This is a genomic window from Bifidobacterium sp. LH_491, from assembly GCF_056356495.1.
Genome location: NZ_JBKEUI010000001.1, coordinates 739,942 through 766,710 on the forward strand (window position 1 = coordinate 739,942; position 26,769 = coordinate 766,710).

Here is a 26,769-nt window from a genome sequence, read left to right on the forward strand (position 1 = left end):
ATTGGTAAAAGAGGTGATAGTCGGGCGGGTGATTACTGCTGCGACTCGGCCAGTGTGCCGACGGTCCCAGGCTCGTGGGTGCCGTCGGCCAAGCTATTGAACAGCGCTGTATTACGGGTATCGTCGAGCAAGACAGTCGATCCCACGCCATTGACATAGTAACCCGGATCGGTCCAATATACACTGCCGCTGATGCCCTGTTGCGAGGACGCGTTGCGGAAGGTCATCATCATGCTCAGCAAGGTCATGGGAGTGGTGCGGTTATCAACGACTACGGCGTGCATGGCAGCTTCTCCCACTTTGCGTATGGTGGCGGGATTGGTCATGACAGATTGTGATGTGGCCTTGTGAACAATGGCCGCAATGACCTGACGCTGCCGTTCGGTTCGTCCGAAGTCACCATTGGCGTCGGCGTATCGCATGCGAGAGAAGGTCAATGCCGTAGCGCCGTCGGCCATATGGCAGCCGGCTTGCCAGTTCATACCGGAATAGGGGTCGTTCACATCTTGGTCGTAGCATAGTTCGACACCGCCAAGGGCGTTGACGATGTTTTGCAGACCTCCGAATTGAATCTGCATGACATGATCGACCTTATGTCCGGTGATGTGCTCCACTTGCTCCATTAAGACATTCATGCCTCGCAGCTCGGAGACAGCGTTGAGTTTCATGGACGTGCCATCGATGTTGACCAAGGAGTCACGGGGGATGGAAATCAAGGCGCTGCTGCCGCGATGGGGTTTGATCAGTACGAGAATGGTGTCGGTGCGCGAACCAGGGGTGTCCCCGCTGGTTTCCGGAATGCTGCCGTCACGTTCATCCGAACCGAGAATCAGCCACGTGGTGGCGTTGGAGGCTGGAGTGCTGGTAGACCAATCGCGTTTGGTGAGGTTGTCGTTAACCCAGTGCCATATGCCAAAAGTACCGAAACTCAGCAGGATCACTATGACTGCGATGATGGCGGCGACGATGCGTGGCCAGCGATGCCGGCGTACGGACGTCGCGCAGATGGGAGGTTGCGCCATGCCCTGCATTGGATGTGTGGCATGCGGCGCAGACGTAGCTGGATGGATGCGCGATGCGTTGGCCGTCGAGCCGCTGCGACGTCGTGCCGCATTCACGGGAGGGAAACTGCTAGGTGTCTGGGTGCTTGGAGCCGATGGGGAGCCGCTGCGACGTGCGTTGCCAGGGCTGAAGCTCGGGGGAGTTGCCGTTTCGGGAGCGGGGGCATCGTTGACGCCGTTGCGTCCTCGTCGCGAGGGGTGCGACGGTACGAAGCTGGGGGGTGTGGACCCTGGTTCCTTGCCGTCGTGCTCGCCGTGGCTCATGATGCTCCTCTTCCATGGATTTCGCCGGGGTGATGGTCGTACTCCATCACCCGTTGTACATGTGCTGTGTGCCAGTGGTGGTTGCTTGAGCTATTCCTGTGCAGGAACGGCACATACCGTGGCGTATAGATACTGGTTGGCGATACCGATGTACTGTCCTGTATTCGGGTCGTGGATAGTGCCGTTGTCCGGATCGACGTATCCGCCGGTGTTCGGATCGACAAGCTTGCCATTGGCCTCGGTGATCAATCCGGTGTTCGGATCGATGGTCGGCGTCTGAGTTGTGGTGTTCGACCCGCTGTCTGTGTTAGTGTCCGACGATCCGGAGGACGATCCCGATTGGTCGGAGGAGCCGGAGTTGTCGGTGGAAGGGGTTTGATCTGTCGTGTTGTCGCGTTCGGTTAACGCACGTGACTTACGCAGTTTGGCCCAAACGTCGTCGGCAGTGCTGGACCAGACGACGCGCGCTGTTGGATTGCTGGGATCGGGTACCACCGGCACGGTTTGTGCGAAGATGTTGTTGGTGGTGTCGAGGTTTTTCAGGCTCATGGCCAGGCCTACCAGTGTTGCGGCGTTGGCGAGTCCGGGGCTCATGTTGAGTGATTGCAACGCGGACTTGGCCAGCTGATAGAGCTGCCCGCTTTGAGTGAACAAATTTTTTTGCATGGCTTGTCCGAGCAGGGCTTTGATGAGATATTGCTGGCGCGTGGTGCGCATGATATCCGAGCCGTCCGTACCGGTGCCGTGACGCATACGGGCGTACTGCGTGGCTTGGGTGCCGTTCAGATGCTGCAGGCCGCGACTGAGCTCGAGACCGGTATATCGGTCTTTGGTGTCGGTGGGGATGCACAGGTCAACGCCGCCGATGGCATCGATCATGTCGCGCAAGCCGGAAAAGTCGACGACGATGAAGTTTTGCAAATTCAGTCCCGTCAGGGCATTGACAGTATTCATCGTGCAGCTGGCCGCAGAGGAAAGGTCGCCGCCTTGTTGCCATGCGGTGGCGAACACCGAATTGAACATGACGTTGTATCGTGCGGGAACTGTGCCGTTGCTGGTTTGGCAGCTGGGCGCATCAATCATGGAATCGCGCGGGATGGAGACGATGTTGATCCAGGATCTGTCCGCGGCGATCTGCACCACCATGGTGGTGTCGGCGTTGTGCAATCCCGAGGAGCCGCCGCCGCCGAAGGTGGAATTGTCCTCCCCATCGCGGGTATCCTGTCCAATGGCTAGGAATTCGATACTTTGCCCTGCGAAGGGGTCGATGGGATCGGCTTTGGCGGTGTGCGTCTTGCTTTGGGGGATGACCTCGATTTGGTGCTGTTCGATGGTGGCGTTCAGATCCACCCAGGTTGCCGCGGCGGCGGTGCCGGCGAAACAGAACAGAGCGATAACCGTGCAGGCGATGGCGGTACGCACGCGGTGGCGCACGCAGTATCCGCGGCTATGCATGGGTTTGGCATCGCGCGTTCCCGCGAGGTTGGGCAGTCGGTTCTTGCAACGGTGGGTGGACACGCTGTTCGCCTTTCTGGTGTGCGGTATGCGACACGCATGCCGCTGTCGGGCATAAAACTCCTCGATTGTATGTCACCGTCCTGAACGTTGCCTTGATGCGGTGCGATTGATGATGTTTTTTCACGTAACATACGAATATTTTGGGGTTCGGGGAATGAATCCGGCGTGTTTTTCGTGGTGAGTCTGGTTGACACGCGCTTTTCATTTGACAAACTGTGAAGATGTGTGTGTAATGTAAAACGTTGCATATACTACCCTGGGCAACAGGGGATGGGAGAGTGCGTATGTGGAGCATCACTGGCGATTGCACCGAGGCGCGCGTAGGAGAAATATGGGGCGTGTTCGACGATGGAGATGATGTCGCGTGGCATCATAAGGCGTTATGTTCGCAAACCGATCCAGAAGCGTTCTTTCCGGAGAAGGGAGGATCGACGCGTGATGCCAAGCGGGTGTGCGCGCAATGCGAGGTGCGCGAACGTTGTCTGCAATGGGCAATCGATCATGATGAACGTTTCGGCATATGGGGTGGCATGAGCGAACGCGAGCGTCGTCGGTACAAGAAGGAGTGTCACGAACACCTGGCGTAGGCACCCCTCGCGTACACTGAAACCATGAGTGCTTTTGACGACAGCGATATTCGCGCCGTGGTGTCCCGTATATTGGCCGACCGGCAGGGGGGTTCGCAGCGGGTGGACGATACGGTGGCGGCGGTCGTCACCGTCGAGCAGGATCGACGGTTTTTCTGCGAAACTTTGCGTTCGGTGGTGCATCAGCGTGTCGTGCCTGGCGTCATCGTCATAGTGGATTGCACGGGAACGGTAACGCAATCGTTGCAGTCGACGTTTACACCCCAGACGGTTCCAGATGCCCGTGCGTTGGTCGGCGATCCGGTTTCGGTGTCGGTCAGAATCGTGGGCGTCGATAAGGCGCGCTCCTTTGCCGATGCAGTTCGTCAAGGCCTTGAACTGGCGCATGTGGATGAATCGGTTCGTGCGCTATGGATGCTGCATGACGATTCGCGGCCCGCCGATGATCGCTGTCTGGATACTTTGCTGGAGGCGTGGGGCAATACGCCCACCGCTTCGGTACTGGGTTGCAAGCAGTTGGATTGGTCGGGAAAGAACTTGCATCATGTGGGTTGGTATGCGGGTCGGCATCGCATCCGAACCTTGGTGGTGGACGGCGAACCCGATCAGGAGCAATACGATGGTCGGCAGGATGTTTTTGGCGTTTCACTCGCCGGTGCATTGGTGCCTACCGCGGCGTTGCACAGCGTTGAAGGCATTGATCCGTGGTTTGGTACCATGGGGGAATCGGTTGATTTTTGCCGGCGCATCTGCCTTTCCGGAGGGCGTGTGATGGTGGTGCCCAGTGCCCGCATCGCTCACCGGCGCGCACGGTTCGAGGGGGTGCGTAGTCGCTCTGGTCAACCTATCCAACATGGTGCGGTGCATGCCGACATGAGTGCGTTGGATGGTGCCAGACGCTATCGAAGTACCGATATCGCGGCTTGGACTTGGTTATTCGCCTGGGTGGCGGCCGTGTTGCGTTCGCTTGTGGGAGCGCTGTCCCAATTGTTCAGCAAGCGTCCTTACCGGGCCTGGTGCGTGCTGTGCATGCCGTGGAAGGCGTTGTGCGATATCCCTTCGTCCTTGCGGGCCAGGCGTCGTGTGACGAAGCAAAGCTCGGTATCGCTGTCGGCGTTGCCGATGCTGACGGTAACCCATGCGCAGTTGGCCCGTTGGCGGGACCGGGTCCGCGCCTTCGATGACCAGCGTCACCGCATGTTACTCGGTCCGTTGGCGATGGATCATCTGCGTCAGCGTTTGGTACGTCGTTGGATTGGCGCGCTGGCAATGGCGATAATCGCGCTATCGGTGGTGTTGTGGGCGGCGTGGACGCCGTTGCGGGCAGCGATGACAGGTGAGGCGTTGTATTCGTCGTCGTTGGTCTCTACCGATGCCTCATTTGCACAGCTGTTGCGTGCGGCCAGCACGTCCTGGGCGTATGGCGTCGGTACCGGGGTAGCCGTGCCTGCGGCCCCGTGGCTGTGGGTGTTGGTGCTGGCATCGTGCTTCACGCTTGGCCATGTTGCGGCGGCAGTGGTGCTATTGTATGTGGTATCCGCTCCGGTAAGCGCGTTGTCGATGTGGGCGTTATCCGGTATTTTCACCCGTTCCAACATGGTGCGTGTTTGCACCGGTTTGCTGTGGGTGGCGTTGGGATTGGCGAGCGGATGCTATGCCGAGGCAAATATGCCGATGCTGACTATGATGATGTTCCTGCCGGCGGCGTTTGCGTTTGCATTTCGTGCTGTGGGTATGTATCGCACCGAAGATCCGGTTCGTTCTCATTCTTCGGTACAGGCAGCCGCTTTGGCGTCGCTATGTTTCGTTCCGGCGTTGTGTGCCGAGCCGCAGCTGCTGGTTGCCTTGGCGGTGTTGTTTGTGGTCTGCGTGGTTGCGGTTCGTTCGCATCGGCTGATGTTGTTGCTCATGCCGGTGCCGTCGCTGGTAGTGATGTGGCCGACGTTGTGGGATGCGTTGCGCCATGGCATGGATGGTTCGTGGCGGCAACTATTCGCGGATATGACGCTGCCCGTCGGCGCCGATCGTGGCGCGCCGAAGTCGAACAATCTTATTGATGTGATAATGCGCGCTTTTGCGCAGGCATCCTCTAGTGAATGGTCAAGTCCTGCGGATTACTGGTTGTTGGCGGTCTTGGTCTTGGCATGCGTGCTGGTGACGCTGGCGTTGGTGTCCATGGTACTGCCCGATATGCTGCGTGAATCACGCATGATGTGGGTGGTGATGTTGACTGGCGCGTTGACCGCCATGATCTCGTCAGGTGTGTCTGTGTCGGTGGATATCGAGGGGCCGGTGGCTGGTTCGGTGTTGCCCGGTGTCATGCTCATGATGATGGGCGCGTTGTCGTGCGTGTGTGTGTTGGCTGGTGCGGCAGTGCGGCGGTTTGTGCCGTTACGAGTATCGTTGTCGACGCAAATCGACAACGATAGAAGTAATCGTATTCCGGTACGGCTAGTGGCGGCTCGCATGGGTCGTGCCGTATTGGTGCTAGCCTTGGTGGTAGGCATCGTGGTGTGTTCTGGCTATGGCGTGTTCCGTCGTGACAGCAGTGTGGCGTCTTCGTCGGATGCGCTGCCAATGGTGGCGACGGATTATCTGCAAGGTGACGACGCACATCGCATCGTTGCGCTCAGCGTGCCCAGCGCCAATCATGTGACATATACGATGATGCGTACCGCGCGCGGTGATTTGATTGACATATCACCGGCATGGCAGGTCGAACAGGCATTGGGGCATCGGCTTGACTCCGATGACGCCGTGGCCAAGGCGGCGGCGCGCTTGTTGGCAGCGGCGGACGATGACGCCGTGGCATCTTTGGATAAGCTCGGCGTGGGTGGCATTTATGTGGTGCGTGATGATCAAGGCGACGTTGATGCCACTGATCAGTTGATGGCGCATATCACCGCGTCCGACGGCACTCAGCTGGTAACCGGTGCAAGGCAAGGTAGCTACTATCGCATTACCTTGCGGGAAGTCAATCGGCAGGGCATCGCCACCGGCAAACAGCAGCGCGCGCAACAGGAACCTGGCAGATCGCTATGGCTATGGACCTCGGGCGTGGTTGTGTCATTGTATTGCGTGGTAGCCGTGCCGCGTCCACGCCGCAGCGTGGGGGAGGAAGTATGAGCAAGAAGCGTCAACGGAACTCAGATATGAATGGTTCGCTGCGTGTGGTGGGGGCTATGGCATCTACCGTGGTGTTGGTCGCTGCGTTGGTTGGTGTGACGCTGGTGCGTCCCGTGTCGTCGGTGGCTGACCACACTTCAGGACCGACCTCGATGGTGCGACAGACGGTTAGCCCCACGCGATTGGAATACTATTGCCCGGCACGCATGGCGCTACCCGATGCGGAAAGCTATGGCGACAGCCAATTCCAGGCTTCTGTCGGCGACATTACTGCTGCAGCGCGTTATGCCGCTTTCGGTGATGTGTACGCGGTGTCGTCCGCTGCGCTGGCGCAAACGACCTCCGGCGAGCAACAGCAGCGAGACCCGGCTGATATGTCGGCGGCATTGGTAGCTGATGTCAACATTTCCGACCAATCGCGGATGCTGATCGCCCGCATCATGCAAGCCGCTACAGGCACAGGTGTGGCGGCGACTTCGGCGTCATGGGCCAGTCAGGGAGATTTACGTGGCGTGGCGGCATCATCGTGCGTCATGCCCGCCATGAGCCATGCCTTTATACTGAACGGGACCGATACCGGCACCACGCAACAGCTCGTGGTGTCCAATCCTTCGGACAAGCCTACGACCTTGCACGTGCGCGGTTGGGCGTCGAGTTCGCCGGGTGAGCGCACGCTGTCGACCGGCGCGACGATTACGGTGTCTGCCCATGGCGAGACCACTATGAATCTGTCGGCAGCCCTTCCCGATGAGCAAGGTGCCTATGTGACGATAACCAGCGACCAGACGCCGGTCGCCGCCGTGGTGCGCATGGTTCGATCGCAGGGATTGACGCCTTTGGGATCGGAGTTTGTGACGGCCACCTCGGCGAAGCGTGGTGTGTCCGTCATGCCCGGTGTGCGTGAATCTGATGCGGTGACGATACGTCTGTTTGCCAAGAGAGCCACTTCGGTACGGGTGTCATGGGTCGGTGATTTCGGGCAGCGGCACATCGATGATGTGCATGTTCCAGCAGGGCAAGTCGTGGTGCTGGATGCGGCAACCGCGCCAAGCGGTACGTTGGGAGTGATTGTCGATGGCGGTGATACTGCGGTGAGCGCCGACGCCGTGTTGACTCGTTCGGGCGACAGTGGGCAGCAGGATTTCGCGGTGGTGCAAACCGCACAGGTGGCCGCGTCCTCTGGGCTGAGCGTACCGGAAGGGCTCAATGCGCAACTTACTATGATCAATACCACGGATAGCGACACGCAGGTCGCTATTGAAGGCTATACGGCGCAAGGCAAGCTTGTCGGAACCACAACCGTGGATATTGCGGCATCCGCCGCTCTTGCTGTGCCGATGGATGCGCAATTGCGCGATGCTGTTGTCTTTCGACTTAAGGACAAACATGCCGCCGTGGCATGGAATCTGCGGCTTGGCAGTTCGATGGTAGATAATGCGCATATGGCCGGATTGGCCACCGTGAATCCCACGGTCCTAACCAAGGTGCGCACGCAAGTGTCGGCAAGCCGAGATCCGGCAATCGTGCGATAAGCCCCGCAACGAACCGTGTGACACGCTACATGTTCCACTGCGGGTCGATATCTTCGGGATGCTTGCCGTACAATTCGGCCAGACGACTGACCAGTTCGTCGCGAATGGCAAACTGCACGTCCTTCCGGTTACGGCAACGCGATTGCAATGGCAGACGATACAACACGATGCGAGCGGGAATGCCATGTCCGGCGACAAAACATTGCGAACATACGCTGGGTCTGTGTTCCCATGGTGCCGGATCAGACGGTGGCACATCCTCCACCGCAAACTGCACCGGTTCGACCAACTCACGCCATGCGCCGTGTAAACGACGGATTTGCGCCGCCACCATATCGTCAAACATGCCCGAACGTGTGCGATAACGGGGTAAGCGAGTGCCGAACATAGGGGTGCGAACGCCACGTCCATGACGATTGCGATATACGGGAGCGTCCCAAGGTGGTTGCTGCATATCACCACCATAAGCCACGGCACGGGCAAAATGCGCTAGTATGGCTTACGTTCGATGACAGCGAAAGGAATCGGCATGGGCATAGTGACGGTTCCCCGATGGGATGCGGTGGACATACGGTCATGGTGCGCGCCTGTGCGCGCCATCGGCTTCGACTTGGATGGCACCTTGGCTCGTTCTCGCCAGCCGATGAATGATGACATGGCCGACGTGTTGAGCGAACTGACCACAATCCTGCCGGTCGCCATTATTACTGGCGGCAGCATGGCGTTGGTGTGTTCGCAAGTGTTGCGAAGGCTTACCGAGCGGGCCCGGTTGGATGATCTGCATGTGATGCCCACCAGCGGCACCAGTTATTACCGGTGGCTTGAGGGGCGGTGGCAATGTGTGACGGTGCATGAGTTGTCGTCATCTGATCGTCTGGCTGCCAAGCGATCTCTGCGACGTCGTGCCATGGAGTTGGGACTGTGGCATGAACCGGTATGGGGAGATCGCATTGAGGACCGCGTCGGGCAGGTGACGTTTTCCGCGTTGGGACAGAACGCTCCCGAATCGGCGAAGGCTGCATGGGATCCGAGCAATGAGAAGAAGGCGGCGTTGGTGGCTGCGGTAGCGCGAGACCTGCCGGGATTACGTGTGCGTGCTGGTGGCTTGACCAGTGTCGATGTGTCGCAAGGGGGCATTGACAAAGCCTATGCGGTGCGGATGCTGGCGCGCGAGTTGGATCTTGACGTCTCCCAGATAGCGTTCGTTGGCGATCGCATGGATGAACGTGGCAATGACTATCCGGCGGCGTGCGCGGGCACGCGGGCGATTCGCGTCGAAGGTCCGGAGGATACGGCGGCATTGTGTCATGCGTTGGTATCCCAGTGGACTGTGCCGCAGTGACCCTGCGTCGTGAAGGAAGCCTTCGACCACAAGAACGAGTATGCCTTGTTCGGAGGTTCCTCACGTGCCTAGCATAAGTGCATGGTACCTGATATGGACGATGCTGGCATGCGAGAGCGCATGCGGCGACGTGGTGAGATAGTACGGTTATGTTGGCGGCAGGTGTGCGATGTGCTGTGGCCGCGAGGCTGTGCGGGTTGCGACGAACCGGGGTATGTGATATGCCCTCGCTGCCAAGGACAATGGCGGCAGATGATTCGACGTGTCATGCCTGGCGGAGAAGGGGCTACGTGGGTGTGGGCATGTGCACGATACGCCTCTACGGTACGTCGCATTATTTTGGGCTGGAAAGACCATGATGATCGTGAGTGCACAGTGGTATTGGCCGGCCATATGGCCCGGTGTGTAGTGCAATCTTTGCAATGCCTTGCAAATGAGGGAGTATGGAGAGAGGGGATGGAGATGGTTTTGGTTCCGGTGCCGTCGTCACCGCGATCAGTGCGCCGGCGCGGCAGACGCCATATGGTGCAGTTAACTGCAGCCACAACCCTCGTACTGAGGAGGCACGGTATGGCGATGCGGATGATGGATGTGTTGCGTACTCGCGGCATTCGTGATAAAGCGGTGCAACGGGGAACGGCTCATGAGCGGGCGCGACGCATGCATGACGCCATCGAACTGAGGCCGCATCACGACGTGCGGGGTATGCGTGTCATAGTGGTCGATGACATTATGACCACGGGCAATACCATGAGCCGTGCTGCCGCGGTGTTGCGCGAACATGGGGCGATAGTACTTGCAGGGGTGGCATTGGCCAGCGTGGCGCACGATCACAGTAATGTAAATACCTAAAAAGCGTCAGAATGAGATTACGAGGGGAGTCTTGTACAGTGTACGGCGAGGCATATCAGCCGTGCCAGGTTGGTGCGGCATCCTGTTCATGAGGCTCGTGATGGGAAGGAATGATGATTTCAAAATTAACCCCCCGTGGGTCATCAACAACCTTCACCGAACCGCCGTGCAGCTGAGCAGCCCATCGGGCAATGGACAGGCCCAATCCAGTGCCGCCCGACTCAGTACCTGGACCGGACTTGCCTTTGACAAAGCGTCGGAAGATGTCGGAACGATCGGAAGCAGGAATCTGTGAACCGAAATTTACCACATTGGTCACAATCATGCCGTCATCGACGCGGGCACGGGCCTCAATGAGCACGGCAGTACCATCAGCGGAATGTTTGAGCGCGTTGGCGATGATATTGGTATACAGCTGACGCAGACGATCCTGATCGCCTTCCATGGATAACCCCTGCGGCACGCGCAGCATAATGGTGTGGGCGTGCCCGGCATCGGCAATTTCCAGAGGTTCGACCGTTTCGTCCAAAAACTCGGCGAAATCGAATGTTTCGATTTGCAAACTCGCTGCACCGGCCTCCATCCGCGACAAGTCCAGCAAGAAAGCGATGAGATCAGAAAGACGGTGCGTTTGGTTGAGGATGCCTTCCAAATTAGCCGTAGTGGGTTCGACCACGCCATCCGCCATGTTCTCCACCATCGCCTGCAACGCTGAAACCGGCGTGCGCAGTTCATGACTGACATTGGCGACCATGTCGCGCCGCATCTGGTCGGCATGCTCAAGCTCCTCGGCCATATCGTTGAAGGAACGAGCCAACTGGCCAACCTCGTCATGGCTGTTGTCGGCATGCACGCGCACGCTGTAATTTCCGTCGGCCATGGCTTCGGCGGCATCGCGCATTTGCCGCAATGGCGCCGTAAGCCCACGCGAAAACAGATACGTGATGCCCAAGGCGACCGCCAGCGTCAACGGCATCGCGATCCACCCACTGATTTTGGCTTTCAACAAAAACCATGCCATAACGAATGCGATGGCTGTGGCAATGGCAATCAGCACGCCCAATTCGACTTTCAGCGAGGAAAACCAACCGATGGGACGGAAGGAACGCCGTGTCGGCATGGTGGTGGCAGATGACGACATCGCGCCGCGACGAGGATCGCGGCGCGAATGATGATACGATGGTGCGCTCATGCGGCTGCCGGAGGTTCGAACGCGTACCCTACGCCATGCACGGTGCGTATGGTTTGAGGTCCAAGCTTGTGTCGCAAGGCCTTGACATGGGAATCCACTGTGCGCGTGCCGGACGCGTCAACCCAATCCCACACCTCCTCAAGCAGCTTCTCACGGGTCAATACCGACTTGGGCTTACGAGCTAGGGTAGCCAGCAAATCAAACTCGGTGGGTGTCAGATGCACCTGCTCGCCGTCCACGGTCACCAGACGCTGTGCCGGATCAATCACCAACGAACCGAAATCAAGCAGCTTCTCATTTTCGGAATTCTTGGCGATAACCTTGGCACGCTCCACACGACGCAGCAAAGCTTTGCAACGAGCAATCAGCTCGCGCATCGAAAACGGCTTGGTCATATAGTCATCCGCACCGGCGCCCAAGCCGATAACCTTATCGGCCTCGTCGTCGCGGGCGGTAAGCATAAGCACCGGAACGGGACGCTCGGCCACAATACGTTTGGTGGCTTCCAATCCATCCATCACCGGCAACATAATGTCCATGATGACCAAATCGGGACGCAACTGCTTGGCCGCTTGCACGGCGCTGGCGCCATCCGAAGCCACGCGGGCGTTCCATCCTTCAGCGGTAACGCGTTGTGCGATGGCAGTGGCGAGCGTCGGCTCATCTTCCACGACTAACACGGTGCGATGGGTGGGCTGTTGTGCTGTGCTGGTAAGCATAAATGATTCCGCCTTTCAGTCCTCTGGTACCAAGAGTACCGCACCAAGCGCAGGAATGGTGAGTTTTGCGGACCATTCCCGCGAATGATACGGTTCGGAACACGCTTCGACGACACCGTTACTGATACCCGACCCCCCGTAGCGCACATCGTCCGTAGTCAGTATTTCGCGCCACTTGCCGCCGTTTGGCAGGGCCACACGGTATTCGCTCCACGCCGTGCCGGAGAAATTGACGATGCATACCATGCGCTCGCCGTTGGTGCCGAGACGCAGGAAACTCAGCGTGTTGTGATCGCGGTCGTCGCTGGTAAGCCATTGGAAACCGCAAGGATCGAAGTCCTGACTCCACAATGCTGGCGATATGCGATACAACGCGTTGAGGTCGGCGACCAATCGTTGCACGCCTTGATGCTCCTTCCGTTGCAGGACATGCCAGTCGATCGAACCAGCCTGTTGCCATTCGCCGTGTTGGGCGATGTCGTTGCCCATGAAGGTGAGGTTTTTACCCGGGTGTGTCCATTGGTAGGCGAACAGCGCGCGAACTCCTGCGTAACGCTGCCAGTCGTCGCCGGGCATTTTGCCGAAGAGCGAGCCCTTGCCATAGACGACTTCATCATGGCTGATGGGCAGTACGTAATGCTCGGAATAGGCATAGGCCATGGAGAAGGTGATTTCGTCGTGGTGCCAGGAGCGGTTGATGGGCTCTTCGTGCAGATAGTGCAACGTGTCGTGCATCCAGCCCATGTTCCATTTGAGGCCGAATCCCAGTCCGCCGTGGTCGGTTGGCGTGGTGACTCCGGGGAAGGCGGTGGATTCTTCGGCGATCATCATGATGCCGGGATAGTTTTTGTAAGCGGTGGCATTGGCTTCCTTGAGGAAGTCGATGGCTTCGAGGTTTTCCCTACCGCCATAGATATTGGGTGCCCATTGGCCGGGCTCGCGGCTGTAGTCAAGGTAGAGCATGGAGGAGACGGCGTCGACACGCAGGGCGTCAATATGGTATTCGTCAAGCCAGAAGCAGGCGTTGGCCACCAGGAAGTTGCGTACTTCGTTCCGGCCAAAGTTGAAGATATACGTGCCCCAATCGGGATGGTCGCCGCGCAGGGGATTCGGGTCTTCGTACAACGGGGTTCCGTCGAAGCGTCCCAAGGCGAACTCGTCCTTGGGAAAATGGGCGGGGACCCAGTCCATGATGACGCCGATGCCGGCCTGGTGGAGCGTGTCCACCACATATTTGAAATCGTCGGCGTCGCCCATGCGCGAGTCCACGGCATAGTAGCCGGTGACTTGATATCCCCAGGAGCCGGCAAAAGGATGTTGTGCCAGCGGCATGAATTCGACATGAGTGTATCCCTGCTGCATAACATACGCCTTGAGCTCATCGGCAAATTGCCGATAGTTCAGTCCCGGTTTCCAGCTGCCGGCATGCACTTCGTAAATGCTCAGCGGACCTGCGTGTGGGTCTCGTGTAGCTCGGCGTGCCATCCAATCGCTGTCATGCCACTCATGATTGCTGTCTACAACAATGGAGGCGGTATTGGGCGGAATCTCGTGGCCGCGTTCCATGGGGTCGGCTTTCATCACCCATTCGTTGTTGGCGTTGAGTATTTCGTATTTGTAAATGGTACCGGCTGCGACACCAGGGATAAACAACTCCCACACGCCAGACGAGCCAAGGGATCGCATGGCGTGGCGTCGCCCGTCCCATGCATTGAAATCACCCACGACACGCACGGCGTGGGCATTGGGAGCCCAAACGGCAAACGCCGTGCCGGACAACGACTCGCCCGGGGTAGTGCTTCCCAAGGGATCGTCATATTGGCGCACATGGGCGCCAAGCATGGTCCATAGGCGTTCGTGGCGTCCTTCGGCGAATAGGTAGGTATCCACGTCGCCGATGGTGGGCAGGTGTCGGTAGGGGTCATCTTCGGTGACCTCGTGGGTGCCGTCGTAGATGGCGCGGATGCGATACGCGGGTGCGCTCCAGCGCTTGCCATCGCGCTGCGAAGGAACGACGGCCACGAAAACACCGTTGTATTCGTGTCGTGCCGGGTATTCGCCGCGAGTGGTCACAATACGTACTTCCCGCGCCAGCGGCCGCAACGCGCGAATGGTGGTGTACGCCGGGTCGTCGGGGCAGGGATGGGCGCCCAGTACGGTATGGGGGTCATAATGCTCGGCGTTCGACACTGCCTGCAAGTCGGCTACGCTGACCATGTTTGGCTGGATGTCACTATTGATATGCAACAATTCGCTCATAACAACAGCATAGACGTATATGCTGCGGCACCGGGCGTATCTGGAAGCGAATGTCGCCGAACTTGTCCGAAATGGGACAAGTCCAGCGTTGCTGGCACAATAAAGCGAGCTTTTTTGTGTATGCGTTCACGGAGGATTCATGGGCTACAAGGTCGGCGATATGGTTGTCTATCCGCGTCATGGAGCGGCAAGGGTGGAAGCAATCACGGAGCGCACGGTCAAGGGGATTACGCGGGAATATCTGCAGCTGTCGGTGTTGTCGTCGGATGGCTTGGTGATTAACGTGCCGGTTGAGAACGTCAAGAAGGTTGGTGTGCGCGATATCGTCAGTGCCAGCGAAGTAGCACATGTGTTTGAGATTTTGCGTACGCCGATCATTGAGAAGGAAATGAACTGGTCGCGCCGGTACAAGCTCAATGTGGAGAAGATCGCCACTGGTGATGTCAATAAGATTGCCGAAGTGGTGCGTGATTTGGCGCAGCGGGACGTAGACGAGCATGGTTTGTCGGCAGGTGAGAAGCGCATGCTGACCAAGGCACGCAGCATTTTGACTTCGGAGATTTCGTTGTCGGAGAAGTTGTCTGAGGGCGAAGCCCAGCGCTTGTTGGATGTCAATCTCGGCTACAGCGAGCCGCAGCCTGGTGACGAGAAGCACCACACGCAAGCGCCGCAGGAGGCTGCTGCCGATACATTGGCCCGCTTGGAGGCTGAAGGCAAGAAGAAGCGCAAGGCCTAAACGTTATGGCGGGCGAGGATTGCGCGATGCGTACGGGCATGGGATTTGATGCCCACCGTTTCGCTCAGGATGATCGCCCGTTATGGCTGTCTTGCCTGCAATGGGATGGTACGGGCATCGAGGGTGATTCTGATGGCGACGTCGCTGCTCATGCGGTGATCGATGCATTGTTGTCCGCCGCAGGCTTAGGTGATATCGGTACCTTGTTTGGCGTAGGGGCGCAATCGCAGGGATGCGGTATGCATGGAGCGGCGATGATGCGGCATACGGTGGAGGTATTGCGGGAGCATGGTTGGCGACCCAACAGCATATCGGTAGTCATCATCGGCAATCGCCCGCATTTTTCGGCGCGCCGCGACGAGGCGCAGCATGCGATGAGTCAAGCTACGGGATGTCCGGTATCCATCAGTGCCACGACCACCGATGGTATGGGCTTTACCGGGCGTTCGGAGGGAATTGCCGCCATGGCAACCGCGCTGGTGACTCCTCTACCGTTGACGTCGTGAGGAGAATACCCGCGCGGCCGTCCACAGTAGTGTCGAGAGCGTGACGATGATGAAGCTCGGCGGTGCGGGGAACATGGCGGAAAGTACTAATCCACCCCAAATCGAAACTAGGCAGAGTAGGCAGCCCAATATCATCGCTTGCAGGGGAGAAGCGGTAATCATGTTGGCGGTGTCTGCCGGTGTGATGACCAACGCGAACACTAGCAAGGTGCCTACTGCGGGGACGGCGATGGTGATGACGCCCGCCATGATGGCCATGAACGCGATGTTCATAGCGGCGATGGGCACGCCTTTGGCTTGGGCCACCTGTTCATCCAATGAGCTGAAGAGCAGCGGCCGATAGATAACGCACATGACCGCGAGCAGCAGTACGTCGAATATGGCGAATCCAATGAGCTGACCATCGGTAATGGTCAAAATGGATCCGAACAGGATGGATTGCATCTGCTGGGAAGCTGAGCTGGAAAGTCTGGCGAAGAACAGGCCCAAACCGGTGGCGAAGGCCAATACGGTACCCGTGGCGATTTCGCGTTGCGAGGCACGTTTGCCTAAGGCTCCGATAGCCAGGGCTCCTCCGAGAGCAAATGCGCCAAGCCCGGCCGACACGGGCAGTCCGAGCAATACCGCGCCAGTGGCGCCCGGTAGTCCGATGTGTGCCAAAGCGTGTGCGGCAAAAGTGGAGCGGCGGGCGATGGTGAAGTATCCCATGACGCCTGCGGCAATGGCAATGAGCAAACCGGCGACGAACGCGCTATGCATGAAAGGCGATTGCAACGTAAGCAGCCATTGGGGGTCGAAAATCGATGCGATGGTCATGTGGTTCCTCTTTGAATATCCTCGTCGGTGCGTTGTCGGATGGATGGATGAGTACGGCGCTCATGCGGACGGTAGGTGCGAAGCGACGGTGTCCTGGCCGTGCCCGTAAGCCAGCTCGTCGGCGCGATGCGTGTGCGGGGCGGCGTTGGATACGGCTGCCGATGGCGTGACGAACATATCGCCCTGCGGAGTGGTGACAACCTGCACGGTGGTGCCATACAAATGGGTGAGCAGAGTGGAGTCGAGCACGTCGTTCATGGCGGCGTAGTGTGGGTGTGCGTCCAGAAGGTATACTGCCCCGGTGAGGATGGGCAGTAGCATATTCAAGTCATGAGCGACGACCTGGATGGTCATGCCGAGCTCGCGGTTGAGCTTGGACAGTACCTGCACGATGGTGCGCTGGCTGGCCAGATCAAGGTTGGCGAGGGGTTCGTCCAGCATGAGCAGCCGTGGCTTTGCGGAGATGGCCTGGGCGATGGCGACGCGCTGGCGCATGCCGCCGGACAGTTCGCGCAGACGTCGGGCGGCGCTGTCGGCGATGCCGACGAAGTCCAGTGCCTCCAGTGCGATGCGGCGTTGTTCGCGGGTAATCGGATGAATGCCGAAGCGTGTGCCTACCATGCCGAGCAGTACGGATTGTATGGCGGTGAGATTGGCGTCGATGTCATCGGTGTAGCTTTGCGGCACGTAGCCGATATCTGCGTTGTTACTTCCCGCGGGCGCGCCGAGTACGTCGATGCTGCCTTCGCTGAGGGCGAGAAGTCCCAGTTCCGCATTGAGCAGGGTGGTTTTGCCGGCGCCGTTGGTGCCGACGATGGCGGTGATGGAGCCGGCGGGAATGGCAAAATTGCCGTCATGCCAGATGGTGCGTCCCGAGCGGGTGACACTGGCATTGCATGCGACGATACAAGGGTTGTCGCAGGTGGAATGATGCATGATTGGCTCCTGGCGTTGTCGGCGATGATAATCGTCGATTATTGTCGCAATACTTATTGACAATTGACAATCATTCTCATTTATGGGGTGGACTGCGACGAACCCTGCATATGTGGCGGCTGTATGAATCAAGTATGGCAAGGCGTGTGGGACCTGCGCGCTGTTGGTACAATGCAAACCGGCGTATGCCGCAGACACAGCGAAGGAGACGACTATGCCCATTCGGCTTGACGGCAAACAGGTGGCGGCATCCATCAAGGCTGACTTGGCTAGGCGCGTGCAGGTGTTGCATGAGCGCGGGGTGCATCCGGGGTTGGGAACGCTGCTGGTGGGCGAGGACGCCGGTTCGTTGAAATATGTGGCGGGCAAACACGCCGATTGCGAGGAAGTGGGGATCGTATCCTTGCGCTGCGATCTGCCGGCCGATGCCACGCAGGAGCAAGTGATGGGCGAGGTGCGGCGTTTCAATGACGATCCCGCTTGCACGGGATTCATCGTGCAGCTGCCCTTGCCGCAGGGTCATGACGAGCATGAGGTTATCGCCGCGATCGATCCGCGCAAGGACGCCGACGGCATGCACCCGTATAATCTGGGCGAACTGGTGCTGCGTAGCGATGGCGATGTGCGCACGCCGCTGCCGTGCACGCCGCGAGGCGTCATCGCATTGTTGCGTGCCTATGGCATACCGCTGGCGGGCAAGCATGTGTGCGTGGTGGGGCGTGGCATCACCATCGGGCGAACGATCGGTCTGATGCTGGCGGATCGGGAGAACAATGCCACGGTGACCAATTGCCATACGGGCACGCCCGATCTGCATGAGCAGATGCGTCGGGCAGATGTCATCGTCGCCGCGGCCGGTTCGGCGTGGATGGTCAAGCCCGAGGATGTCAAGCCTGGCGCCGTGTTGGTGGACGTCGGGGTGTCTCGGGTATTCGACGAAGCCGAGGGGCGCTATCGGGTGCGTGGCGACGTCGATCCGCGCTGTCATGAGCTGTCATCGGCATATACGCCGAACCCTGGTGGCGTGGGACCGATGACCCGCGCGATGCTGCTGGCGAACGTGGTGGATATGGCCGAATCTTCCTGTGGCTTGCGCTAACGGTTTACCCGGCGCGACACGCCCGAAATATTATGCTTGTTTTGGACAGGGTTTCCGGTAGTGTGGACTTCTGCGTGGGTTTTGCCTCACGTGATAACTGAAAAACGATAATTATCCACCTACTATCTGTAAGAAACCACAGTACATGGCACAGAATAATAGCGAAGTCACGAAGGTCGCCATCAACGACATTGGCACCGAGGAAGACTTCATCAAGGCAGTCGATTCCACTATCAAGAACTTCGATGACGGAGACCTGGTTGAGGGTACCGTTGTTAAGGTTGATCGCGACGAGGTTCTGCTGGACATCGGCTACAAGACCGAGGGTGTGATTCCCTCCCGCGAACTTTCCATCAAGAAGGACGTTGATCCTGACGAGGTCGTCGAGGTCGGCGACTCCATCGAGGCCCTTGTCGTCACCAAGGAAGACAAGGAAGGCCGTCTGATTCTTTCCAAGAAGCGTGCGCAGTACGAGCGTGCTTGGGGCGACATCGAGAAGATCAAGGATGCCGACGGTGTGGTCGAAGGCACCGTTATCGAAGCCGTCAAGGGCGGCCTCATCGTGGATATCGGTCTGCGTGGCTTCCTGCCTGCTTCGCTGGTCGAGATGCGTCGCGTGCGCGACCTGTCGCCGTACATCGGCCAGAAGATCAAGGCCAAGATCCTGGAGCTCGACAAGAACCGCAACAATGTGGTGCTGTCCCGCCGCCAGTACTTGGAGGAGACCCAGTCCGAGGTGCGCGAGACCTTCCTGTCGCAGCTCAAGAAGGGCCAGATCCGCGAGGGCGTGGTGTCCTCCATCGTCAACTTCGGCGCGTTTGTCGATTTGGGCGGTGTGGACGGTCTGATCCACGTTTCCGAGCTGTCCTGGAAGCACATCGATCACCCGTCCGAGGTCGTCAAGGTTGGCGACAAGGTCACCGTCGAGGTGCTGGACGTCGATCTGGATCGCGAGCGTATCTCGCTGTCGCTGAAGGCGACCCAGGAGGATCCGTGGCAGCGCTTCGCGCGTACCCACACCCCGGGCCAGATCGTCAAGGGCAAGGTCACCAAGATCGTGCAGTTCGGTGTCTTCATCTCCGTCGAAGACGGTATCGAGGGCCTGGTGCACATCTCCGAGCTGGCGAACCGCCATGTCGAGAACCCCGAGACCGTGGTCAAGCCGGGCGAGGAAGTCTTCGTCAAGGTTATCGACGTCGATCTCGACCGTCGCCGCATCTCGCTGTCCCTCAAGCAGGCCAACGATACTGTTGACCCGGCTTCCGAGGACTTCGATCCGGCGCTGTACGGCATGCCCGCCGAGTACGACGAGAACGGCAACTACAAGTATCCGGAAGGCTTCGACCCGAACACCAACGAGTGGATCGCTGGATACGAGCAGCAGCGCGAGGAGTGGGAAGCCCAGTATGCGGCCGCCCACGACCTGTGGGAGCAGCACAAGGAGTTCGTGGCCAAGGAGCTCGAGAACGCCGCCGCTTCCGCTGCCGAAGATGGCCAGTCGCAGAAGGAAGAAAAGGTTGAGGAAACCTCCAACTATTCTTCCGAGTCGACGTCCACCGGTACGCTCGCCGATTCCGATCAGCTCGCCGCCCTGCGCGACCAGCTGCTCGGCAAGTGAGTAGGTGCGTTGAATATTTCACGTCGATATGATGTGTGAGAAAAACCCGACCCATGCGGTCGGGTTTTTCGTTATCATGGCGGGCATTGGGACAGACCGGTGCGCATGGCATGCGTAGTGCGAGGGAATAATGACAAGGATTGGGCTTACGGGCGGCATTGCCGCAGGCAAAAGCACCGTAGCAAGGATGTTGCGCGAATTGGGGGCTTTCGTAGTGGACTACGATATGGCCGCGCGTGATGTGGTAAGTCCGGGAAGCGAGGGATTGCGTGCCATAGTGTCGGCGTTCGGCACACGGTCGTTGACGTCTGAGGGTACATTGGACCGAGCGTGGATGGCGCGGCAGGTGTTTACCAACGATGCCGCGGGGGAGGCTGCGCGGCGGCGTTTGGATGCGTTGCTGCATCCGCTGATTTACGATCGTGCGGCGGCATGGGAACGGCAAGCCGTGAGCGAGGGGGCGAGCGTTATCGTTCATGATGTGCCGTTGCTGGCGGAAGTATTGCCGGAAATGCCGTTTGTGTTCGACCATATCGTTACGGTCGAAGCGCCGCAGGAGCTGCGCATACGGCGCATGATCGAGACGCGAGGCATGACACGCCAGCAGGCGCGGGCACGTATCGGTCATCAAAGCGACGAGCGGGCGCGGCGTGCCATTGCCGATGAGGTGATCGACACGACGTGTTCGATGGAGCGCGTGACCCAGCAGGTCAAACGGCTGTATGAGCGGTGGTGCCAGGCGTAAGCGGATATGAACGCGCCGACGCGTTCACTGCGGGCGCAGTCAGTCACGCTGTAGCATAGTGGTATTCCTGAATATCGTCGCAGGCGCGTGATGCGTGCCGTAGCCGTACGCCGGAGGAGGCGCAGCCGTGGGATTTTCGATTGAACGCGTCGATAAGCCGTTTGTGGTCAAATCGCCGTACCGGCCGTCGGGAGACCAGCCCCGCGCCATCGAAGAGTTGGCCAATCGTATCGAAAATGGCGAAAACGACGTCGTGCTGATGGGTGCCACCGGTACGGGCAAAACCGCCACCACCGCATGGCTTATCGAACGACTGCAACGGCCCACGCTCATTATCGAACCGAACAAAACCTTGGCCGCGCAGTTGTGTGCGGAGTTCCGTGAGCTGATGCCGGACAATGCGGTGAGCTATTTCGTCAGCTACTATGACTATTACCAGCCTGAGGCGTATATTCCGCAAACCGATACGTATATCGAAAAAGATTCCAATATCAATGATGATGTGGAACGGTTGCGTCATGCCGCTACGGTGAATTTGTTGACCCGTCGGGACTGTGTGGTGGTGGCGACGGTGTCCTGCATCTATGGATTGGGTACGCCCGAGGAATACGCGGGACGCATGGTGCTGTTGAGGGAAGGCCAGCAGATTGAGCGCGATCGGCTGCTGAGGCAGTTCGTGTCGATGCAGTACACCCGCAATGACCTGGCCTTTACGCGTGGCACGTTCAGAGTGCGTGGCGACACGGTGGAAATCATTCCCGTATATGAGGAATTGGCGGTGCGCATCGAGTTCTTCGGCGATGAGATCGATCGTATCTCCACATTGCATCCGTTGACCGGCGATGTGATCGACCACGTCGAGCAGATTCATCTGTTTCCCGCCTCGCATTATGTGGCGGGTCCGGAGCGGATGGAGCGCGCGTTGGGCACGATTCGTCAGGAGCTGGACGAGCGTGTGGCGCAGTTGCGCAAGCAGAACAAGGAGCTGGAGGCGCAGCGGCTGACCATGCGCACCACGTATGATCTGGAAATGCTGGCCCAGGTCGGCGTATGTGCCGGCGTGGAGAATTATTCGCGACATTTCGACGGACGTGAGGCGGGGACGGCGCCACATACGCTGCTGGACTTTTTCCCGGACGACATGCTGTTGGTCATCGATGAATCGCATGTGACCGTGCCGCAGATCGGCGCCATGTACGAGGGGGATGCCTCGCGCAAGCGCACGTTGGTCGAGCATGGATTCCGGTTGCCCAGCGCCATGGACAACCGTCCGCTCAAATGGCCGGAGTTTCTGGAACGGGTAGGGCAGACGGTGTATCTGTCGGCGACGCCCGGCGATTATGAGTTGGGTTTGAGCGATGGTGTGGTCGAGCAGATCATTCGGCCTACGGGACTGGTCGATCCGAAGATCGATGTGCGTCCCATCGAGGGACAGATCGATGATCTGCTGGGTGAAATCAAGGCGCGCGTGGCCAAGGGGGAGCGCACGTTGGTGACGACGCTGACCAAGAAGATGGCGGAGGATTTGACCGATTATTTGGTGGAGCGCGAGATTAAGGTCGAATATTTGCACTCGGATGTCGATACGCTGCGGCGCGTGGAGTTGCTGCGCGAACTGCGCGAGGGGGTGATCGATGTCATTGTGGGCATCAACCTGCTGCGAGAGGGGTTGGATTTGCCGGAAGTGTCGCTGGTGGCGATTTTGGATGCGGATAAGGAAGGTTTCCTGAGGTCATATCGTTCGCTGATTCAGACGATTGGCCGCGCTGCCCGTAATGTCGACGGCACGGTGATCATGTACGCCGATGAGGTGACGGAGGCGATGGGCAAGGCCATCGACGAGACGAATCGGCGCCGCGACTTGCAGATTGCCTATAACGCGGAGCATGGCATTGATCCGAAGCCTTTGCGCAAGAAGATCAGCGATGTCAATGACATGCTGGCCAAGGAGGATGTGGACACGCAGACACTGCTGGAGGGCGGCTACCGTAACGCCGGTAAGGCAGGCAACACGCATCTCGGTGTGCCATCCGCTAGGGGCGAGGCCGTGGCGCGCAGTCATGATGATGTGCTCAAGTCGGGTATGCCGGCGCAGGATCTGGCCGATTTGATTCGCCAGCTGTCGGAGCAGATGCATACCGCTGCCGAGCAGTTGCAGTTCGAGCTGGCGGCGAGGTTGCGCGATGAGATCCGTGATTTGAAGAAGGAGCTGCGCGGTATGACACAGGCGCAGCGGTGAGGGCGCTGACTCTGCTGCTTTCAGGGAAGCATGAGGGCGATATGTTGTCTTATCGTTATTGAATTGTTATGCAGCGTGGTTTGGGATGCTCGAAGGTGAGTTAAAGGCGTAATTGTAAGCTTTTTCACCTGTTTGAGTGCATGCCGATAGGAGAGTGTCGGCGGTTTGTCTAATATTGTGCGGTTGTTGGAAAGCCTACAATGAGGACGTCGGATGTCAGTGTGATGAGTCAACTGTTGTCCGACACCGTGGTAGTGCCGCGGTATGGCATGTGATTGGCGTGGATGGCAATCGTGGGTAATGCCAAGATTTTTGGCGTGGCGCCGGTTGGCGATCCGGAAGAGCACGGAGGGCAGTTGCGGATATGCAAGTGATATGTAAATCCCGGCGGATGCAGGCTCGGATTATCGCCAACGCATAAGAAAAAGCCGGAAACTGTTGCAGCAGTTTCCGGCTGATGCGCGAGCCGCGAAGACTCGATGCCTGCATTGCCGCAAGAGCGGATACAGGACGCGCTATGACATTGAGAGATGTCTTTTCCATTGTAAGCAACATTCGCGTTGCGGTGTTGCGTCGCGTTTTGCATCATATGCGGTTGTGGTGTCAGTCGGTATTGTCGACTGCGGCTTGCGCGTTCGTTATGGACGGAGCGCAAGGTCTGATCGCCAATGTGGTGGACCGCGCTCCTCGTGCATTGTGGAAGAGGAATGATGGTGAACGCAAGGCAATGGAGAAGTAGCGTCGCTGTGGCGGCGGTAATTTCCTGTATGGGTATGGTGGGACCTGCGATGGCAACGCAAAGCGCAGTCGTTACCGGCTTGCCCGAAGCGTATCAGAAGCAAATATCCGACACACAGAAGTTATCCGGCATCGGTATTGAGGACTATACCGATGAGCGGAATCTGTTGGCGGCGTTTGATTTCGATGATGTGGCCGATGGGCAAACAGGACAGCTGGATTCTTCGGTCGGTGACGCCAAAGCTACGATTGAGGGTCAAGCTGCGATTGTCGAAGGCGTTGATGGGACCACGGCCGCCGAACTTGGTTCTGGTTTTTGGCTGGATGTGCATCGGGGCGACGGTTCAGCGTTGTTGGCCGGAACTCATGCCGTGGTTATTTCCTATGACAGCAAAGCCAATCAGAATACGCAGGGATGGTCAGTGTATGCGGCAGCTGATGATACGGCACAAACCTATATGCAGGAACGCTATCTTGGCGTGATGGACCAAACGTCGACGATTACCGTGGAGCGGTATCGTAACAGTGGGATGCGCGATACATCGGCAAATGTATCGGCATCTTCCTCTTCCCAGTGGAAGCATGTGGATATCGTTGTCACGGACGAGCGCACGACATTGTATCTGGATGGTGTGCAGCGGGATGAGTCTGTGAACACCAGTGGTGTTGCGCTGACGGATATTCTTGGCACGCAGGGTATTTTGCAATTCGGTAAGGCCAACTGGGTGAATGGAGAATACTTTACGGGTGCCATCGACAATGTGCGCATTTATGACGCGTCTGCTGTGGCCGCCTATGATGCTGTCTCCACGTCGGTTCCGCAGACCGTTCGAGAGGATTTTACGCTTCCGGTGCGGGCTGATGGTCTTGATGTTGCGTGGTCGTCCAACAACGCGGCGATCGTTGTTGACGCGAGTATCGGTAAGGCGACGGTTACCCGTCCGGCCGTCGGGCAATCCGACGTCAAGGTCGTGCTGAGCGCAACGATTGATGGACAGCAGTTCTCGTATACGGTAACTGTGCCGCACATGGAAAGCGAGGCGAAGAAAGCGCAGGCTGATCTTGACGCCATCGTCATTGCCCATGCCGATGATGTGCGTGGCGATGTGACGCTGCCAATGCAAGGCTCGGTGTTTGGTACAGAGATTCATTGGGTTTCCTCTGATCCGAAGATTGTCTCCGACTCGCAAATTGATGGGAAGGCTGCCGGTGTGGTCAACCGTCCTCAAAACCGTGATGTGACTGTGGTGATGACCGCCACTGCGGGTTCAGCGGTACGTCGTATTGTGCTAACGGTACGTCAAGCCGTTCAGGCGGAGGAAACGACGGATTATCTGTTCGCGCATTTCACCGGCACGGAAGGCAGTGCGACTGACGAACAGATGTATTTTGCAACAAGCCAAGATGGTCTGTCGTGGACTGACTTGCATAGCAACGGTAATCCGGTATTGAGTTCTACTGTTGGCGAAGATGGTGTCCGCGATCCTTACTTGGTGCGCTCTCCAGAAGGTGATCGTTTTTATCTTATCGCCACTGATTTGAGTATTTACCACCGTGGTGGATGGGGTAACGGCAATCCATCGGTTAATGGTGACGGCAGCATGAATTTGGTCGTGTGGGAATCTACCGATCTGATTCATTGGGGTGAGCCTCGATTGGTGGATGTGGCGTCGAAGATTCCTGGCGCTCATATGGCGTGGGCGCCGGAAGCGTATTGGATTCCTGAACTGGATCAGTACATGGTGTATTGGGCCACGACGTCGTCGCAGGATGACCACAATCCCCAGGCGGCCGATCCAACGAATGTGTACTATTCATTGACCCGCGACTTCGTGACGTTCTCTACGCCGGTTAAGTGGATTGATCGGCCGCAGTCAGTTATCGACACAACGATGATTCGTGCTGAAGATGGTTGGTACTACCGTGTTTCCGGAGATACCTATCTTGGCATCGAACGTACGAAGAATCCGTTGGCGGTTACTGAAGTCGCCGATGGGCAAGGGTACATCGTCGATGGGTCTGATGATGAGTGGACCTTCGTCGGTTATTTCGGGGATCTGGTCGGCAACTCTAACTGGACTGGTGCTTTGCTGGAAGGTCCGGAGTTGTTCCGCTATAACATGGATGACATTCAGCAAACGGCCGACGGAAAGCCTATGCCTTACGGTTTGATGTGGGATCAATATTCGGTGGGTGCCGGGTATTTACCGTTCCGATCTGCTGATTTGGGAAGCGTTGATACCGCTGATTGGGTGCAGGCAGACAATGTCAACTTTGGTGCGTTGAAGAAGCGTCATGGCACCATCCTGCCGATAACGCATGCCGAATACGAAGCTATCGTAGCGGCATACGGCAACGATGCCGAGCCGGATCAGCAAGCGCCGCAGCCGTCTCACGGAGCGCTTGGCGTGGTCGATAGCAACGGTCGTGCGGTAAGTGAGCTGCAATTGTCCCAGGGGCAGAGTGTTGAGGTGACTGCCGTGGGCGATAGCGATGTGATGAATGAGCTTCGGTGGTCATCGTCTGACATGAATATCGTGTCGGTGATTGCTGGATATAGCACGGTGTCGCACACTGTTACCGTCTATGCCAAGGGTGTTGGAGAAGCCTCGATAAGCGTCGCCTTTGCCGATGGTTCGGGGGCGGTCACGATACCAGTGACGGTCACCGGTTCGACTAGTTCCGGCAGCGATGAGCCAGGCGGTACCGAAAATGCCGGTGACAACACTGACAAACAAGGACAGCAGAGCGAAGGCAATGAAACCGGATTGGCTACCAGCGGGGCGCAAGTCTCGGCAATGGTGCTTGCTGCGGCGGCATGTATGGCGGTTGCTATGGGTTTTGTTCTCTCGCGTGTGATTCGACATCGTCGCTGATTGTAACG

21 protein-coding genes are annotated in these 26,769 nt (G+C 58.2%); 13 read left to right on the forward strand and 8 right to left on the reverse strand.

Features of this window, described 5'->3' with window-relative positions; genetic code table 11:
- Window positions 1-32: 32 nt before the first annotated feature.
- A complete protein-coding gene (locus tag AC1AWK_RS02620) occupies window positions 33-1,022 on the reverse strand; it encodes an LCP family protein (RefSeq protein WP_476567881.1) in 990 nt (329 codons plus the stop codon).
- Between the two features lie 393 nt (window positions 1,023-1,415).
- The gene (locus tag AC1AWK_RS02625) at window positions 1,416-2,843 is read right to left on the reverse strand and encodes an LCP family protein (protein WP_476567883.1); all 1,428 of its coding nucleotides are present in this window, start codon (window positions 2,841-2,843) and stop codon (window positions 1,416-1,418) included.
- A 284-nt stretch (window positions 2,844-3,127) separates the two neighbouring features.
- Here AC1AWK_RS02625 and AC1AWK_RS02630 point away from each other — a divergent pair, with 284 nt between their 5' ends.
- From AC1AWK_RS02630 to AC1AWK_RS02640, 3 genes are read left to right on the forward strand one after another with little or no spacing between them, the layout of a single operon-like run.
- Window positions 3,128-3,430 (forward strand): WhiB family transcriptional regulator, encoded by a 303-nt coding sequence (locus AC1AWK_RS02630; RefSeq protein WP_476567885.1) that lies wholly within the window; start codon window positions 3,128-3,130, stop codon window positions 3,428-3,430.
- Between the two features lie 24 nt (window positions 3,431-3,454).
- Window positions 3,455-6,556 carry a glycosyltransferase family 2 protein gene (locus tag AC1AWK_RS02635; protein WP_476567887.1) on the forward strand — a complete coding sequence of 1,034 codons (3,102 nt, stop codon included), beginning with the start codon at window positions 3,455-3,457 and terminating at the stop codon, window positions 6,554-6,556.
- Window positions 6,553-8,088, forward strand: a complete 1,536-nt coding sequence (locus AC1AWK_RS02640; RefSeq protein ID WP_476567888.1) for a DUF5719 family protein — start codon at window positions 6,553-6,555, stop codon at window positions 8,086-8,088. The genes AC1AWK_RS02635 and AC1AWK_RS02640 overlap by 4 nt, the downstream gene beginning before the upstream one ends.
- 25 nt (window positions 8,089-8,113) lie before the next feature.
- Here the strand turns inward: AC1AWK_RS02640 and AC1AWK_RS02645 are convergent, their stop codons facing one another.
- Window positions 8,114-8,542: a metallopeptidase family protein gene (locus AC1AWK_RS02645; protein ID WP_476567890.1), complete on the reverse strand. Its 429-nt coding sequence runs from the start codon at window positions 8,540-8,542 to the stop codon at window positions 8,114-8,116.
- A 75-nt stretch (window positions 8,543-8,617) separates the two neighbouring features.
- Here AC1AWK_RS02645 and AC1AWK_RS02650 point away from each other — a divergent pair, with 75 nt between their 5' ends.
- Both AC1AWK_RS02650 and AC1AWK_RS02655 read left to right on the forward strand, forming a co-directional pair.
- Complete coding sequence (locus AC1AWK_RS02650) at window positions 8,618-9,430, forward strand: HAD-IIB family hydrolase (RefSeq protein ID WP_476567892.1); 813 nt, start codon at window positions 8,618-8,620, stop codon at window positions 9,428-9,430.
- A gap of 570 nt (window positions 9,431-10,000) precedes the next feature.
- Complete coding sequence (locus tag AC1AWK_RS02655) at window positions 10,001-10,282, forward strand: ComF family protein (RefSeq protein ID WP_476567894.1); 282 nt, start codon at window positions 10,001-10,003, stop codon at window positions 10,280-10,282.
- A 55-nt stretch (window positions 10,283-10,337) separates the two neighbouring features.
- Here AC1AWK_RS02655 and AC1AWK_RS02660 read toward each other — a convergent pair whose 3' ends face one another.
- From AC1AWK_RS02660 to glgB, 3 genes are read right to left on the reverse strand one after another with little or no spacing between them, the layout of a single operon-like run.
- Window positions 10,338-11,423, reverse strand: coding sequence for a sensor histidine kinase (locus tag AC1AWK_RS02660; protein ID WP_476569555.1), 1,086 nt, complete (start codon window positions 11,421-11,423; stop codon window positions 10,338-10,340).
- A 47-nt stretch (window positions 11,424-11,470) separates the two neighbouring features.
- The gene (locus AC1AWK_RS02665) at window positions 11,471-12,193 is read right to left on the reverse strand and encodes a response regulator transcription factor (RefSeq protein ID WP_476567896.1); all 723 of its coding nucleotides are present in this window, start codon (window positions 12,191-12,193) and stop codon (window positions 11,471-11,473) included.
- Between the two features lie 15 nt (window positions 12,194-12,208).
- Window positions 12,209-14,452 carry a 1,4-alpha-glucan branching protein GlgB gene (gene glgB, locus AC1AWK_RS02670; RefSeq protein WP_476567898.1) on the reverse strand — a complete coding sequence of 748 codons (2,244 nt, stop codon included), beginning with the start codon at window positions 14,450-14,452 and terminating at the stop codon, window positions 12,209-12,211.
- Between the two features lie 139 nt (window positions 14,453-14,591).
- Between glgB and AC1AWK_RS02675 the strand changes: the two genes are divergently transcribed.
- The gene (locus tag AC1AWK_RS02675) at window positions 14,592-15,188 is read left to right on the forward strand and encodes a CarD family transcriptional regulator (protein ID WP_476567900.1); all 597 of its coding nucleotides are present in this window, start codon (window positions 14,592-14,594) and stop codon (window positions 15,186-15,188) included.
- Window positions 15,189-15,214: 26 nt separating this feature from the next.
- Window positions 15,215-15,694 (forward strand): 2-C-methyl-D-erythritol 2,4-cyclodiphosphate synthase, encoded by a 480-nt coding sequence (gene ispF / locus AC1AWK_RS02680; protein WP_476569557.1) that lies wholly within the window; start codon window positions 15,215-15,217, stop codon window positions 15,692-15,694.
- On the opposite strand, the gene AC1AWK_RS02685 is transcribed toward ispF, so the two are convergent.
- Together AC1AWK_RS02685 and AC1AWK_RS02690 are read right to left on the reverse strand one after the other, a co-directional pair.
- Window positions 15,677-16,510 (reverse strand): metal ABC transporter permease, encoded by an 834-nt coding sequence (locus tag AC1AWK_RS02685; protein ID WP_476567902.1) that lies wholly within the window; start codon window positions 16,508-16,510, stop codon window positions 15,677-15,679. The genes ispF and AC1AWK_RS02685 overlap by 18 nt on opposite strands.
- 60 nt (window positions 16,511-16,570) lie before the next feature.
- On the reverse strand, window positions 16,571-17,446 hold the full coding sequence (locus AC1AWK_RS02690; RefSeq protein ID WP_476567904.1) for an ABC transporter ATP-binding protein: 876 nt from the start codon (window positions 17,444-17,446) through the stop codon (window positions 16,571-16,573).
- Between the two features lie 214 nt (window positions 17,447-17,660).
- On the opposite strand from AC1AWK_RS02690, the gene AC1AWK_RS02695 reads away from it, so the two are divergent.
- The 6 genes from AC1AWK_RS02695 to AC1AWK_RS02720 all read left to right on the forward strand — a co-directional run bounded on the left by AC1AWK_RS02695 (window position 17,661) and on the right by AC1AWK_RS02720 (window position 26,761).
- A complete protein-coding gene (locus tag AC1AWK_RS02695; protein ID WP_476567906.1) occupies window positions 17,661-18,545 on the forward strand; it encodes a bifunctional methylenetetrahydrofolate dehydrogenase/methenyltetrahydrofolate cyclohydrolase in 885 nt (294 codons plus the stop codon).
- 145 nt (window positions 18,546-18,690) lie between these two features.
- Window positions 18,691-20,163, forward strand: coding sequence for a 30S ribosomal protein S1 (rpsA, locus tag AC1AWK_RS02700; RefSeq protein ID WP_476567908.1), 1,473 nt, complete (start codon window positions 18,691-18,693; stop codon window positions 20,161-20,163).
- Window positions 20,164-20,290: 127 nt separating this feature from the next.
- On the forward strand, window positions 20,291-20,908 hold the full coding sequence (gene coaE / locus AC1AWK_RS02705) for a dephospho-CoA kinase (protein WP_476569559.1): 618 nt from the start codon (window positions 20,291-20,293) through the stop codon (window positions 20,906-20,908).
- Window positions 20,909-21,035: 127 nt separating this feature from the next.
- Window positions 21,036-23,147 (forward strand): excinuclease ABC subunit UvrB, encoded by a 2,112-nt coding sequence (uvrB, locus tag AC1AWK_RS02710; protein ID WP_476567910.1) that lies wholly within the window; start codon window positions 21,036-21,038, stop codon window positions 23,145-23,147.
- Between the two features lie 517 nt (window positions 23,148-23,664).
- Window positions 23,665-23,886, forward strand: a complete 222-nt coding sequence (locus AC1AWK_RS02715) for a hypothetical protein (protein WP_476567912.1) — start codon at window positions 23,665-23,667, stop codon at window positions 23,884-23,886.
- A gap of 49 nt (window positions 23,887-23,935) precedes the next feature.
- A complete protein-coding gene (locus tag AC1AWK_RS02720) occupies window positions 23,936-26,761 on the forward strand; it encodes an immunoglobulin-like domain-containing protein (RefSeq protein ID WP_476567914.1) in 2,826 nt (941 codons plus the stop codon).
- Window positions 26,762-26,769 lie beyond the last annotated feature (8 nt).

Coding starts and splice junctions, on each gene's coding strand:
- AC1AWK_RS02620 (WP_476567881.1), bottom strand. CDS start 1,022: ATGGCGCAACCTCCCATCTGCGCGACGTCCGTACGCCGGCATCGCTGG.
- AC1AWK_RS02630 (WP_476567885.1), top strand. CDS start 3,128: ATGTGGAGCATCACTGGCGATTGCACCGAGGCGCGCGTAGGAGAAATA.
- AC1AWK_RS02635 (WP_476567887.1), top strand. CDS start 3,455: ATGAGTGCTTTTGACGACAGCGATATTCGCGCCGTGGTGTCCCGTATA.
- AC1AWK_RS02640 (WP_476567888.1), top strand. CDS start 6,553: ATGAGCAAGAAGCGTCAACGGAACTCAGATATGAATGGTTCGCTGCGT.
- AC1AWK_RS02645 (WP_476567890.1), bottom strand. CDS start 8,542: ATGCAGCAACCACCTTGGGACGCTCCCGTATATCGCAATCGTCATGGA.
- AC1AWK_RS02650 (WP_476567892.1), top strand. CDS start 8,618: ATGGGCATAGTGACGGTTCCCCGATGGGATGCGGTGGACATACGGTCA.
- AC1AWK_RS02655 (WP_476567894.1), top strand. CDS start 10,001: ATGGCGATGCGGATGATGGATGTGTTGCGTACTCGCGGCATTCGTGAT.
- AC1AWK_RS02660 (WP_476569555.1), bottom strand. CDS start 11,423: ATGTCGTCATCTGCCACCACCATGCCGACACGGCGTTCCTTCCGTCCC.
- AC1AWK_RS02665 (WP_476567896.1), bottom strand. CDS start 12,193: ATGCTTACCAGCACAGCACAACAGCCCACCCATCGCACCGTGTTAGTC.
- glgB (WP_476567898.1), bottom strand. CDS start 14,452: ATGAGCGAATTGTTGCATATCAATAGTGACATCCAGCCAAACATGGTC.
- AC1AWK_RS02675 (WP_476567900.1), top strand. CDS start 14,592: ATGGGCTACAAGGTCGGCGATATGGTTGTCTATCCGCGTCATGGAGCG.
- ispF (WP_476569557.1), top strand. CDS start 15,215: ATGCGTACGGGCATGGGATTTGATGCCCACCGTTTCGCTCAGGATGAT.
- AC1AWK_RS02685 (WP_476567902.1), bottom strand. CDS start 16,510: ATGACCATCGCATCGATTTTCGACCCCCAATGGCTGCTTACGTTGCAA.
- AC1AWK_RS02690 (WP_476567904.1), bottom strand. CDS start 17,446: ATGCATCATTCCACCTGCGACAACCCTTGTATCGTCGCATGCAATGCC.
- AC1AWK_RS02695 (WP_476567906.1), top strand. CDS start 17,661: ATGCCCATTCGGCTTGACGGCAAACAGGTGGCGGCATCCATCAAGGCT.
- rpsA (WP_476567908.1), top strand. CDS start 18,691: ATGGCACAGAATAATAGCGAAGTCACGAAGGTCGCCATCAACGACATT.
- AC1AWK_RS02715 (WP_476567912.1), top strand. CDS start 23,665: ATGACATTGAGAGATGTCTTTTCCATTGTAAGCAACATTCGCGTTGCG.
- AC1AWK_RS02720 (WP_476567914.1), top strand. CDS start 23,936: ATGGCAACGCAAAGCGCAGTCGTTACCGGCTTGCCCGAAGCGTATCAG.